Here is a 13,355-nt window from a genome sequence, read left to right as displayed (position 1 = left end):
TCGACACCTTTTTTATGGTTGATGGTGGAGTCAGACACTCAGCAGCAGGAACTCGCGCTCCCAGGAGCTGATCACCCGCTTGAAATTCTCGTGCTCGGCGCGTTTCACCGCGACATACCCCCGCACAAACTTGTCCCCCAGGTACTGCTTGACCGTGTCGCAGGCCTCCATGCGCGCCAGGGCATCTTCGATGGTGATGGGCAGGCGCAGGTTGCGGCGTTCATAGGCACGACCTTCCACCGGAGCACTCGGCTGGATCTTTTCGATCATCCCCAGATAGCCGCACAGCAGGCTGGCGGCAATGGCCAGGTAGGGGTTGGCATCGGCACCCGGCAGACGGTTTTCGACGCGCATCGCGTCGGGGCTGGAAGTCGGCACACGCAGGCCGACGGTGCGGTTTTCTTCACCCCATTCAACGTTGACCGGGGCCGAGGTGTCGGGCAGGAAGCGGCGGAACGAGTTGACGTTGGGCGCGAACATCGGCAGCAGCATCGGGATGTATTTCTGCAGGCCGCCAATGTGCTGCAGGAACAGCTGGCTCATCTGCCCGTCAGCGTCGACAAACACCGGTTGGCCGGTAGCGATATCCACCACGCTCTGGTGCAGGTGCATGGCGCTGCCCGGCTCGTCGGCCACAGGCTTGGCCATAAAGGTTGCGGCCACATTGTGCTTGAGCGCGGCTTCGCGCAGGGTGCGCTTGAACACGGTGATCTGGTCGGCCAGGTCGAGGGCGTCGCCGTGGCGGAAGTTGATTTCCATCTGCGCCGGGCCGTCTTCGTGGATCAGCGTATCGAGGTCCAGGCCCTGGGCTTCGCACCAGTCATAGACATCTTCAAACAGCGGGTCAAACTCGTTGGCCGCGTCGATGGAGAACGACTGGCGCCCGGTTTCGGCACGCCCGGAACGCCCCACCGGGGTTTTCAGCGGCAGGTCCGGGTCTTCGCAGCGCTGGGTCAGGTAAAACTCCATTTCCGGCGCAACAATCGGCTGCCAGCCCTGGTCGGTATACAGCTGCAGGACCTTTTTCAGCACGTTGCGTGGCGACAGTTCGATGGGGTTGCCCTGCTTATCGAAAGTGTCGTGGATCACGATGGCGGTGGGTTCGATGGCCCACGGCACCACATAGGTGGCGTTGGCCACCGGGCGGCAGATCATGTCGATATCGGCCGGGTCCAGCAGGTCGTAATAGATATCGTCGTCGACAAAGTCCCCGGTTACCGTTTGCAGCAACACACTTTCCGGCAGGCGCATGCCGCGCTCATGCAGGAACTTGTTGGTGGGCGCAATCTTGCCGCGGGCGATGCCCGTCAGGTCGCTGATCACGCATTCGACTTCGGTAATCTTGTGTTCTTTCAGCCAGGTGGACAGCTGATCGAAAGGGGCATTCATAAAGACCTCGGCATGGGTTGGGTGCTGCGCCGGCTTGTACTCCCAGCGCATTGAGGTCTATCTTGGGCCAGCCTTTTCCCGGCATCTATCCACTTTGCACGACCCACAACGCACCAATAGAGTGCGCACGGATCACCCATGACACAGGCAACAGCTTTGCGCGTACAGGCCTTCACCACCGGTGATGTGGCCGCTCAATGCAGTGCGACACCCGGTTGGGTGCAGCAGTACCAGCAGATGTCCCCGGGGCATTTTGCCGGGCAGATCCGCTACCTCGACCTACAGGGTGTGCAGGTGTACGAAGAGTGCATGAATACCCGCGTCGAGCAGCACTTCAACGCGCCGCCAGGCTCACTTGCCTTCTGTTTCGACGGCAGCGACAACGCGCTGTATCTGCTCAATGGCGAAAGCCGCAATACCTGGATCACCCCGGAAAACTACCGTGAAGTGGCGGTGGTGTTTGGCCCGCAGTTCGTGCAGCGCCATGGCCTGGATGTGGCCAGACTCGAAGGCCTGTTCATGGCACCGTTGACCGGCCAACAAAACGCGCTGTTCAGCCGCTGGCTCAGTGGCACCCTGACGCGTTTGTCCAGTGTGATCGACCCGCTCAGCCGCGACGCCCTCACCCGGCAACTACTGGACGATTGCCTGTTTATCCTCGACAACGCCTGTGTCTGCCTGGACCGCCACTCATTGCAGCGACGCAGCGCAGAACGCCAGTTGATGGCGCGCATTGGCGCGTGGGCGGCGGATGCGCCGGATGAAACGGTCAACCTGCTGCAACTGGCGCAGATTGCCGGTGTGCCGCTGCGTCAGTTGCAACAGGGCTTCAAGACCTACACCGGGATGAGCCCGGCGCAATGGCTGCGCCTGCGCCGGTTGAACGGCGCGCGCCGCGAGTTGTTGAGTTCAGCCACCACCACGGTGGCCGAGGTGGCGATGAATTGGTCGTTCTGGCATTTGGGGCGGTTTTCCAATAGCTACCGGGCACTGTTCAAGGAACTGCCCAGCGAAACCCTCAAGCGTCATGGTTGATACACGGTCAACCCTGTGGGAGCGGGCTTGCTCGCGAAAGCGGTGTGTCAGGCAATGAGTGTCTGACTGACCCACCGTATTCGCGAGCAAGCCCGCTCCCACATTTGATTGCTATCAGGCTTGAGATTTGAGGAAGAGACTCAGCAACTGATTCACTTGCTCCGCCGCCTCCAACTGCACCATATGCCCCTGCCCCGGCAAGACCTCCACCTGGGCCTGCAACCCCTGAGCATGCCGCACCGGGATGATGGCATCGTCACTGCCCCAGATCACCAGGCTCGGCTGCTGCCCTACCACCGCGCGCAAATCCAGCATCTGCCGCCCACCATCGAACAGCTTGGCATTGAGTTGGCGCAGCGCCTGATCCACCCCTTCCAACCGTTTGAACTTGAGCATGTCTTCGAGCATCTGCCGCGTGACCAGTGCAGGGTCACTGAACAGTTGCACCAACTGCGGCTTGAGCGCGTTGCGGTTATTGGCCTCGGTGAATCCCTGCAGGTAGTCACCATTGATGTCCGCGCCCAGGCCGGCACTGGCGATCAGCACCAGCGAAGCTATGCGCTCCGGCGCCTGGCTCGCCACTGTCAGCGAAACCAGCCCGCCCATGGAATGCCCGGCCAGGTGCACGCGTTCGAGCTTGAGGTGATCGAGCAACGCCAACACCGCCTGGCTCAACTCCTCGGCATCGCCACTGTGCAGGTGCTTGCCCGACTCGCCATGCCCCGGCAGGTCCAGGGCAATCACCCGGCGCTCGGCGGCCAGGGCCGGATGGTTGAACAGCCAATTGTTCAAGTCGCCGCCAAAACCGTGGATCAGCACCAGCGGCGTGCCGCCCTCGCCGAGGTCGAGGTAACGCAGCAGGCGCCCGCCCAGCTCGACCTTCTGCGCACTCGGCCCCGACGCCTGCGCCTCGGCGCTGCTGGAGACAAAGCCTTCATTGAAGCTGTCGATCACCGCATCGATTTCTGCTTCCGTGGCTTCGCCCTCCACCACAATGCCCAGCAACGCGCCGACCGGTAACGTCTCGTCGCTCTGCGCCAGCACCCGGCGCAACACGCCACTGAACGGCGCCTCGACGCTGCTGGAGATTTTGTCGGTCTCTACGTCGAGCACTTCCTCGCCCTTCTCTACCCGGTCGCCCGGCTGCTTGAGCCAGACATCGACCCGGCCTTCGGTCATCGACAGCCCCCACTTGGGCATGGTCAAGGTATGGATCATGCCGCAGTCCTCTTGTCAGCGATCTTGCGCACAGCGGCCTCGATCTTTGCCGCGTCGGGGATGTACAGGTCTTCCAGGGCATCGGAAAACGGCACCGGCGTATGCGGCGCGGTGACCATCTCGATCGGCGCACGCAGGAAGGAAAACCCACGCTGGGCCACCATGGCGCTGATATCCGTGGCAATCGAGCAGCGCGGGTTGGACTCGTCGATCACCACCAGGCGCCCGGTTTTCTCCACGCTTTCAAGGATGCTGTCTTCATCCAGCGGGCTGGTGGTGCGCAGGTCCAGCACTTCGCAGTCGATGCCCTGGCGCGCCAGGTTGGCCGCAGCTTCCAGGGCCACATGCAGCATGCGCCCGTAGGTCACCAGGGTCACATCGTTGCCTTCGCGCACAAAGTTGGCCTCGCCAAACGGCACGGTGTACAGCTCCTCCGGCACTTCGCCTTGCAGGCTGTAGAGCATCTTGTGTTCAAGGAAGATCACCGGGTCGTTGTCGCGGATCGCCTGGATCAGCATGCCCTTGGCGTCATAGGGCGTGGCCGGGCACACCACCTTCAGGCCGGGAATGTGCGTCCACATCGAGGTGAGCATCTGCGAATGCTGGGCCGCGGCACGCAGGCCGGCGCCGTACATGGCGCGCACCACCAGCGGCGTGGTGGTCTTGCCGCCGAACATGTAGCGGAACTTGGCGGCCTGGTTGAGCAACTGGTCGAGGCAGCAGCCGATAAAGTCGACGAACATCAACTCGCACACCGGGCGCATGCCCCGGGTGGCGGCGCCAACGGCCATGCCCACGTAACCGACTTCAGACAGCGGCGCATCCAGCACGCGCTCGGGGAACTCCGGGTACAGGCCCTTGGTTACGCCCAACACGCCGCCCCAGGCATCTTGCTCGCCAGGGGCGCCGGTGCCGCCGGACACGTCCTGGCCGATGATAAAGACGCTCTGGTCGCGGCGCATTTCCTGGGCCAGGGCTTCGTTGATTGCCTGCTGATAACTGATTTTGCGAGCCATAAAATTCTCTCCGGGTCTTGTTGTTATTAGCGGTAGGCGACGTAGACATCGCTGAGCAGGTCGGCGGCCTGGGGCTTGGGATCGGACTTGGCTAGGCGCACGGCGGCGTCGATCAACTGCGCGACTTCGGCGTCGATGCGCTCGAACTGCGCCGCGTCCAGCCAGCCTTCGGTGCTGCAGCGCTGGCGAAACAGCGCCAGGCAATCCTGGGTTTCGCGCAGGTTTTTCACCTCATCGCGGCCACGATAGGTTTGTGCGTCGCCTTCAAAGTGGCCGTAGAAGCGGTGCAGCTTGACCTCGACCAGGGTCGGCCCCTCGCCCTGGCGCGCCCGCTGCACCGCCACGCCCAACGCTGCGTGGACGGCAAAGAAGTCATTGCCATCGACGATCACCCCCGGCATGCCAAAACCCACGGCGCGCTCGGCAATGTCCTTGCACGCCACCGACCAGCCGGAACCGGTCGCTTCCGCGTAGCCGTTGTTCTCGGCGACAAACAGGCACGGCAATTTCATGATCGCGGCCAGGTTCATCGCCTCGAATACCGCTCCCTCGTTGGAACCGCCGTCGCCAAAAAACGCCACGGCCACACCCTGGCTGCCCTTGAGTTTGGACGCCAATGCCGCACCGGCCGCCAACGGTGCGCCGGCACCGACAATGCCGTTGGCGCCGAGCATGCCCTTCTCCTGATCGGCAATGTGCATGGAGCCACCCTTGCCGCCGCATACCCCGGTTTTCTTGCCGTAGATCTCGGCCATCATGCCGAACACATCCACGCCCTTGGCGATGCAGTGGCCGTGGCCACGGTGGTTGGAGGCGATGCAATCTTCATCGTTGAGATGGGCCATGACCCCGGCGGCACAGGCCTCCTGGCCGGCATACAGGTGCACGAAGCCTGGGATCTCGCCGGTGGCGAATTCCACGTGCAGGCGTTCTTCAAAATCACGGATGGTGCGCATCACGGTATAGGCATGCAGCAGTTGATCGGTGGACAGGTGAGTGGACATCTTGTTGTTCTCCAGGTTGTCTCGACACACAAAAGGCTGGCTGCGGCCAGCTGCAACCTGTTCAGCACAGCCTGTGCCAACGTGCGGCAAAACCTGGCAAAGCCTTGATCCAGAGCAGTGCCGTGCGGTTGTGCCGGTGCGGCAGGCCACCGCACAATGAGACGGCGCATTGCAGCGTGCGGGCTGCGTCTCAGGCAGGATGAGACGTTGCGTCTCACGGCGGGCAGTTGGTCAGGCCGCCCTTGTCCCCTTGCGCCCCTGGGCGCTTAATGGCGGGCATAACAACAAAGATCGAGAACCGGAGGCCTTATGCTCGCCGCGAACTCCAGGGAGCATGTCGACTGTGTCAGTCGCGTGGTCCGTAATGCCGAGCGCCTACCCCAGGCGCCAGTGCCGTCGCTGATTTTCGATTCATGGCGCCGCTCCATGGAGCAACACCACCTGGATCCCGGCTCGCTGCAGGGGCCACGGATCCTCACCGAACCGTTGCTCAAGGAATGCCGCGAGCGCGCCGAGCTGTTCATGCGCATTGCCAGCGAGCAAGTCAGCCAACTGCACCACCGCGTGCGCCATGCCGACTACTGCGTGATGCTCACCGACGCCCAGGGCCAGACCATCGACCACCGGGTAGATGCGGCGATCCGCAGCGACTGCCGCAAGGCCGGCCTGTACCTGGGCACCTGCTGGTCGGAAGCCGAAGAAGGCACCTGCGGCGTGGCCACGGTGTTGACCAGCCAGGCGGCGGTGACGGTGCACAAGCGCGATCACTTCCGCGCCGCCTTTATCAACCTGACCTGCTCCGCCGCGCCGATTTTCGACCCCCAGGGCAACCTGCTGGGGGTGATGGACGCCTCGGCGCTGCAATCGCCGGATGACCGACGCAGCCAGCACTTGGTGCGCCAGATGGTGGCGCAGAGCGCCCAGGCCATCGAAAACGCCTTCTTCATGCACAGCGCCGCCCGGCACTGGGTGCTCCAGGCCCATAGCACGCCGGGTTATGTCGACAGCCAACCCGACCTGCTGCTGGCCTGGGACCAGGAAGGTCGTCTGCAAGCTTTGAACAGCAAGGCACGCCAGGCCTTGCGCCGACGTTTTGGCCAGGTGCCGATGCATATCGGCGAGGTGTTCGACCTCGATGCGTTGCGCGCGGTGACCGATCAATCGGTCCAGCAATTGCAATGGCTGGGAGAAGCGGGCGTGCTGCAGGTGCGCGTCAACACGCCGCGGCGCCAACCTGCGCGGGCGCTGCCCACTACCCAGGTCGACCCACGGGTGGAGGAACACCTGCGCCTGGCCGTGCGGGTCAAGGACCGCAACCTGCCGGTGCTGGTGCAAGGTGAAACCGGGGCCGGCAAGGAAGTCTTCGCCCGCCAACTGCACGCCCGCAGTGCGCGCCGCGACGGGCCATTCGTGGCGGTGAACTGTGCGGCGATTCCGGAAAACCTGATTGAAAGCGAGCTGTTCGGCTACGTCGCCGGAGCCTTTACCGGCGCGTCCAGCAAGGGCATGACCGGGCTGTTGCAACAGGCCCACGGCGGCACGTTGTTCCTCGATGAAATCGGCGATATGCCCCTGACCCTGCAAACACGCTTGCTGCGGGTGATGGCCGAAGGTGAAGTGGCCCCGCTAGGTGCGGCGAAAACCCAAGCGGTGGATATCCAGGTCATCTGCGCCAGCCACCGCGACCTGGCAGCCCTGGTCAATGACGGAGGTTTTCGTGAAGACCTGTACTTTCGCCTGGGCTGCGCCCGTGTCACCTTGCCGCCGCTGCGCGAGCGCACCGACAAATTGGGCTTGATCAACCGTCTGCTGGAGCAGGAAGCACGCAGCTGCGCGATCACGGTGGGCATCGGCCAGGCAGCGCTTGAGGCACTGCTGGGCTATGCCTGGCCTGGCAACGTGCGGCAACTGCGCCATGTGCTGGCCTATGCCTGTGCGGTGTGCGAAGGCGGGACGATCCAACTGACGGACTTGCCGGTCGAGGTGCGCGGCGAACGGGTGGAAGTCGAGGTAGAACACAGTGCGAGCCCAGAGCGGCAGGTGCTGCTGGATGCGCTGGTGCGCCATCGCTGGAAGCCGTTGCCGGCGGCGCAGGCGCTGGGGATTTCCCGTGCGACCTTGTATCGCCGGGTCAAGCAACTGGGCATTGATATGCCCGGTAAACACCCCTGAAACCCTGCAATCCAAATGTGGGAGCGGGCTTGCCCGCGAAAGCCATAGGTATCTACACAACTTTGCCGCAACGCCTAAATCCAGGCAGATAGCGCAGTTGTGGCGAGCGGGCTTGCCCACTCCCACATTTTTTACCGGGTCGAGCCTGGGGTTTAGCGGTAGACGAGGCCGCCGTCGATCAACGGTGCCTGCCCGGTCATGTAGTCCGAATCCGGTCCGGCCAGGTAGGCCACCAGGCCCGCCACGTCCTCCGGCGTTTCTGCGCGGCCCAGCGCGATGCCATCCACGTACTTCTTGTACGTTGCGCCAACTTCAGCACCGGTAATCTGGGCCATGCGCTTGTCGATCTCGACCCACATATCGGTGCCTACCACACCCGGGCAATAGGCATTCACCGTCACCCCCGCGCTGGCCAGTTCCTTGGCCGCCGCCTGGGTCAGGGCGCGCACGGCAAACTTGGTCGCCGAGTACACGCCCAGCAGGGCAAAGCCTTCATGCCCGGCAATCGAGCAGGCGTTGATGATCTTGCCCTTCTGTTTGAGCGCCTTGAACTTATTGCCGGCGGCCTGGATGCCCCACAACACGCCCTGCACGTTGATGCCCAGGGTGCGTTCGACCTGTTCCGGGGTCACCTCCAGCAGCGAATCGATCTGCGCCACTCCGGCGTTGTTGACGATGATGTCGAAGCCACCGAGGGTCTGGTGCGCATGTTCGACCGCCGCGACCACCTGCTGACGCTTGGACACGTCGGCGGTAAACACCGAGGCCTTGCGCCCCAGTGCCACGACCTCGGCCGCCACGGCTTCAAGCTTGGCGTTGTTGATGTCGACCAGGGCGATATCCGCCCCGTCCCGCGCCAGGCGCAAGGCGATGGCCCGGCCAATGCCCTGCCCGGCACCGGTCACCAGTGCAACTTTTCCAGCGATACTCATGATGATCTCCTGCAACGATAAGCGAAGCCTTGTCTATCGCAGGTGTGGGGTAGCACTGTCGAGGCCCGAATGAACTGGCGTGGGGCTTGAGACGCAACGTCTCACATCAACGCGCCAAGGCGAGTACTTGTAAAGGCGCGCAGTTATGCCTAGCTTATGCGCCCCCGCCCCGCGCTTTAAGGCCTTGCCCCCATGGTTTTGCGTTTTCGCCCCGTCGTCACCTCACATTTGGCCCTCGGCCTGCTGCTCAGCGGCGGCATTGGCAACAGCCTGGCGGCTGAGCTTGAATTGCCAGCGCTGAATATCCAGGGCGAGGATGAGTCCGGTTATCGCGCGCAAAGCGCTTCGGTCGGCGGTTTCGAACAAGCGCCGCTGCTCGACACCCCGGCCTCGATCACCGTGATCAATGCCGCGCTGATCAAGGACCAGCAGGCACGTCTGCTCAGTGAAGTGCTGCGCAACGACGCCTCGGTGGGCGAAAGCTACGCGCCGATCGGCTACTACGAAAACTTCGTGGTCCGGGGCTTTTCCCTGAATGCTGCCAGCAGCTACAAGATCAACGGCCGCACCATCACCGGCGAGCAGAACGTCGCCCTGGAAAACAAGCAGCGGGTGGAATTGCTCAAGGGCCTGGCGGGCCTGCAAAGCGGGATTGCCGAACCCAGCGGCGTAATCAACTACGTGACCAAGCGCCCGGAAGACGTGCGTTCGGTCACACTGTCCACCGATGATCGCGGCAGCGGCTATATCGCCACCGATGTCGGCGGCTGGTTTGGCAGCGAACAGCAATTTGGCCTGCGCGCCAACGTCGCCCATGAAGACCTCAACTCTTATGTCGAACACGCCAATGGCCAGCGCGATTTTGTGTCGCTGGCCTTCGACTGGAACATCAGCCCCGACGCCGTGCTGCAACTGGATGCCGAATACCAGGACAAGCAGCAGCGCTCGGTGCCCGGCTACCAACTGCTCGGCGGCACCGAAGTGCCCCATGACGCCTCGCCGAAAAAACTGCTCGGCCATCAGAGCGGCTCCAAACAGGTGGGCATCGAATCGCTGAATCTTAACGGCAAGTTCGAGTACCGCTTCAGCGACCAGTGGAAAGGCAGCGTCAGCGCGGCCCGCAGCAAGGTGGTGATTGATGACTACAGTTCGTTTGCCTGGGGTTGCTACTACGTTGGCACGTGCAACGCGAACACTTTCAGCCCCGAGGGTGACTACGACGTCTACGACTACCGAAGCCCCGACGACACCCGGCGCAATGATGAAATCCAGGCGGCAATGACTGGGCTGTTCGACACTGCGGGGATAGGCCATGAACTGACCTTCGGCACCAGCGCGTTCCGTCGGGTGATCGACAAGCGCGAGTCGGTCAACGAATACGTCGGCACCGGCAACATCAATCAGGACCCGGAAACCTTCAAGCCCACCAACGAGCCCTTGAAGGACAGTCACCGGCGCCTCGACAGCCGCCAGTACGGGCTGTTCGTCACCGACCGCATCAGTTTCAACGAGCAATGGCAAACCGTGCTCGGTGGCCGTGAAGTGCGCCTGGATGAAAAAACCTTCGACGAGACTGGGGTGCAGGCTCGCCATACCCAGAAGTATGTGTTCCTGCCCAACGCTGCCTTGATCTTCAAGCCGATGGAAAACCTGTCGCTGTATACCAGCTACAGCAAAGGCCTGTCGCTGGGCGGCGAAGCACCGTGGTATGCGAGGATTCCCGGCCAGATACTTGCGCCAACCGTTTCCCGCCAGCTCGAAGCCGGGGTGAAATACGACTGGCGCCGCATCAGCTTCGCCGCCGCCGTGTTCCAGACACGCCAGGCCTACCAGTACGCCAAGCCCGACAGCGCCGGTACCTTCACCTACGTGCAGCAGGGCCAGCAGAAAAACACGGGCCTGGAGCTGTCGGCCAATGGCTGGGCCACCGAGCGTCTGCAGATCGCCACCAGCGTGGCGGCGATTCGCGCCCGGGTAAACGGCAGCGGCACGCCGCAATACGAAGGTCACCAGACGATCAACGTGCCCAAGCTGCGCGCCAGCGTGTATGCCGACTACGCCCTACCGTGGGTCAACGGCTTGGCGGTACTCGGCGGCGTGCAATACAGCGCCAGCAAGAACGCCAATCGCACCGGCAATGTGGAAGTGGGCGACTATGCGCTGGTCAACATTGGCAGCCGCTACACCACCAAGGTCGACGGCTATGAAACGGTGTTTCGCCTGAGCGTCGACAACCTGTTCGACAAGCGCTACTGGCGTGACGCGGGCGAATACATGGGCGATGACTATCTGTTCCAGGGCGCGCCATTGACAGCGCGCTTGAGTGCCTCCGTCAACTTCTGACCCCGCCCCCAGCAACGGGCTGTTGTGGCGAGCGGGCTTGCCCCGCGCTGGGCTGCGAAGCAGCCCCAAAACCAGCCGCGAGGGAGTATCTGGCACACCGCATTCGGCTTATTGGGGCTGCTTCGCAGCCCAGCGCGGGGCAAGCCCGCTCGCCACAGGGGATTGGTCCGCTGGCCTGTAATAGCCAGCGCCCATCTTTGAATGGTGTTACTTGGGCATCTTGCGAAAGCCCACCGCCAGGCGGTTCCAGCTGTTGATGGTGGCGATGGCCACGCTCAGGTCCACCTGTTCGGCCGGGCTGAATTCGGCATTGAGCAACGCGTAATCTTCGTCCGAGGCGTGGGTCTGGCTGATCAGTGTCAGGCTTTCGGCCCAAGCCAGGGCGGCACGTTCCCGTGGGGTGAAGAATGGCGTTTCACGCCAGGCCGAAAGGGTGTACAGGCGACGTTCGGTCTCGCCACCCTTGCGTGCATCGGCGGTGTGCATGTCCAGGCAGAAGGCGCAGCCGTTGATCTGGGACACGCGCAGGCGCACCAGCTCCAGCAGCGGCAGTTCGATGGACAATTTGCCGACGGCCGCTTCCAGGGCGAGCATGGCTTTCATCGCGTCAGGGGAAGCGGTGTAGAAATCGATACGGGCAGACATGTTGTTACTCCAGGACAGTGGGGATTGGTGCCCAGCTTAATCACCCCACTACCCTGCACAAATAGCCAATCCGGGCGAAGAACAGGTAGCCAATGCCAAGCGCTTCAGGCGCGGCTGCGCAGCCAATGCAAGAAGCCCTTTTTCACCGGTACGATTGGCGCATCCTGGGTCAGGTGCTGGGCGGCGTGCAGGCGGAAATCCAGGAGGTTTTGCATGGCTTCGCTGATATCGTGGCGCGCGTCCAGGCACGGCTTGAGGTATTCCTTTTCGATGCGATAGAGGGTGCAGTAGGTCTTCGCCACAAAGTCTGCCGGCACGCTTTGCTCACCCAGGATCCCGGCCTCGCCGATCACTTCACCTGGCCCCATGCGCCCGGCTTCGAACGTGTGCCCGGCCTTGACCAGCATCACCGAAACGACCCCGGACTCGATGATAAACAGATGATCGCTGACCTCCCCCGTCGGCAGGATCATCTCGCCGGCGCGGAAGGTGCGCAGGGTCATGTTCTGGCTGAAGGTTTCCTTCTCTTCCTGGCGCAGGGTCGAGAAGATATTGGAGCTTTCCAACAGCGCCCGCGCCGGCGAGGTGGCCAGCGAGGTGGGGCTCTCGGCGCTCGACAGCAGGCTTACGCCAGCCGCCTGCAAATGCCGGTAGGCCAGGTCGTAAAGCTGATTGCGCACCTCACGCTTGAGGCCCATGGCCGGCACAAAGCCGCTGATTTCATATTCCACGCCGCCGCTCGTGGAGGTCTTGAATGCCACGCTTGGCGCCGGTTTGGCCAGCAATTGCCGGCAGCCCTGCATGGCACGCTCCAAGGCTTCGAGCACCGTTTGTGGGCGCGCATGGGGGCTGACTTGCAGGCTCACCGCCAGGCCGAACATATCGGCCGGGCGCGAGAAATTGATGATCTTGGCCTTGGCCGCCAGCGAATTGGGGATCACCGCCATGCTGCCCTGGGAGGTTTGCAGGCGCGTGGCGCGCCAGTCGATATCCGTCACCCGGCCTTCGGTGCCGTCGATGGAGATCCAGTCATCCAGTTGGTAGGGCTTGGTGGTGTTGAGCACGATCCCGGAAAACACATCGCTCAAGGTGCTCTGCAAGGCCAGGCCGACGATGATCGCCACCGCGCCGGACGTCGCCAGCACGCCCTTGACGGGCAGATCGAGCACATAGGCCATGGCCGCGATGATCGCGATCAGGAAGATCACCGCGCCCATCAGGTCTTGCAGCAACCGCCCGGTATGGCCGACCCGCTGCATCATCAAGGCCCCGAGCAAGACCGTCAGGGTGCGTGCGGCGAACAACCACCAGCCGATCTGCAATGCCGTGGCGGCCAGGTGCAGCGGGGTGTTGTCGGCATAGGGCGCCAGTTGCATGGGGTTCATGCCGTCGTTGAACAGCACGGCGCTGAACACAGCGAAAATCCCCAGGCGCGCGATCAATTTCCAGTTGCCGGGGCTGGCCGAAAACAGACGCCAGACGACGATATCGATAAGGATCAGCGCCAGGGCGCACAGCATCGGGTGAGCGGCGATAAAAGACAGCATCCAGGCGACTCCAGGGCGAATGCCCTGAAGATCGCATGAAATGCAGTTGGCGGG

10 protein-coding genes are annotated in these 13,355 nt (G+C 62.9%); 3 read left to right on the top strand and 7 right to left on the bottom strand.

Translation table 11 applies throughout. The features are described 5' to 3' along the window. Window positions 1-30 precede the first annotated feature (30 nt). On the bottom strand, window positions 31-1,389 hold the full coding sequence (locus HBO09_RS15635) for a glutamine synthetase family protein (RefSeq protein WP_092239378.1): 1,359 nt from the start codon (window positions 1,387-1,389) through the stop codon (window positions 31-33). A 138-nt stretch (window positions 1,390-1,527) separates the two neighbouring features. On the opposite strand from HBO09_RS15635, the gene HBO09_RS15630 reads away from it, so the two are divergent. Beyond that, complete coding sequence (locus HBO09_RS15630; protein WP_169995049.1) at window positions 1,528-2,424, top strand: helix-turn-helix domain-containing protein; 897 nt, start codon at window positions 1,528-1,530, stop codon at window positions 2,422-2,424. 114 nt (window positions 2,425-2,538) lie between these two features. Here the strand turns inward: HBO09_RS15630 and HBO09_RS15625 are convergent, their stop codons facing one another. The 3 genes from HBO09_RS15625 to HBO09_RS15615 are packed head-to-tail and all read right to left on the bottom strand — an operon-like array spanning window position 2,539 to window position 5,662. Then, the gene (locus tag HBO09_RS15625) at window positions 2,539-3,642 is read right to left on the bottom strand and encodes an acetoin dehydrogenase dihydrolipoyllysine-residue acetyltransferase subunit (RefSeq protein WP_169995051.1); all 1,104 of its coding nucleotides are present in this window, start codon (window positions 3,640-3,642) and stop codon (window positions 2,539-2,541) included. Next, a complete protein-coding gene (locus HBO09_RS15620; protein WP_169995053.1) occupies window positions 3,639-4,658 on the bottom strand; it encodes an alpha-ketoacid dehydrogenase subunit beta in 1,020 nt (339 codons plus the stop codon). Before HBO09_RS15620 ends, HBO09_RS15625 begins: the two co-directional genes overlap by 4 nt. 26 nt (window positions 4,659-4,684) lie before the next feature. Further along, complete coding sequence (locus HBO09_RS15615; protein WP_169995055.1) at window positions 4,685-5,662, bottom strand: thiamine pyrophosphate-dependent dehydrogenase E1 component subunit alpha; 978 nt, start codon at window positions 5,660-5,662, stop codon at window positions 4,685-4,687. Between the two features lie 309 nt (window positions 5,663-5,971). Between HBO09_RS15615 and HBO09_RS15610 the strand changes: the two genes are divergently transcribed. Next, window positions 5,972-7,834, top strand: coding sequence for a sigma-54-dependent Fis family transcriptional regulator (locus HBO09_RS15610; protein ID WP_169995057.1), 1,863 nt, complete (start codon window positions 5,972-5,974; stop codon window positions 7,832-7,834). 152 nt (window positions 7,835-7,986) lie between these two features. Here the strand turns inward: HBO09_RS15610 and HBO09_RS15605 are convergent, their stop codons facing one another. Then, window positions 7,987-8,766, bottom strand: coding sequence for an acetoin reductase (locus tag HBO09_RS15605; protein WP_169995059.1), 780 nt, complete (start codon window positions 8,764-8,766; stop codon window positions 7,987-7,989). A gap of 192 nt (window positions 8,767-8,958) precedes the next feature. Here HBO09_RS15605 and HBO09_RS15600 point away from each other — a divergent pair, with 192 nt between their 5' ends. Further along, the gene (locus HBO09_RS15600) at window positions 8,959-11,109 is read left to right on the top strand and encodes a TonB-dependent siderophore receptor (RefSeq protein WP_169995061.1); all 2,151 of its coding nucleotides are present in this window, start codon (window positions 8,959-8,961) and stop codon (window positions 11,107-11,109) included. A gap of 207 nt (window positions 11,110-11,316) precedes the next feature. Here HBO09_RS15600 and HBO09_RS15595 read toward each other — a convergent pair whose 3' ends face one another. After that, a complete protein-coding gene (locus HBO09_RS15595) occupies window positions 11,317-11,754 on the bottom strand; it encodes a carboxymuconolactone decarboxylase family protein (protein ID WP_169995063.1) in 438 nt (145 codons plus the stop codon). A gap of 104 nt (window positions 11,755-11,858) precedes the next feature. Next, a complete protein-coding gene (locus tag HBO09_RS15590) occupies window positions 11,859-13,301 on the bottom strand; it encodes a mechanosensitive ion channel family protein (protein ID WP_169995065.1) in 1,443 nt (480 codons plus the stop codon). Window positions 13,302-13,355: the final 54 nt, after the last annotated feature.

Origin of the sequence: Pseudomonas sp. WS 5027, from assembly GCF_012985695.1 — a bacterium.
Classification (GTDB): Bacteria; Pseudomonadota; Gammaproteobacteria; order Pseudomonadales; family Pseudomonadaceae; genus Aquipseudomonas; species Aquipseudomonas hygromyciniae.
Note: the sequence above shows the minus strand (reverse complement) of the source record. Positions and strands in the feature narration are given on the sequence as shown.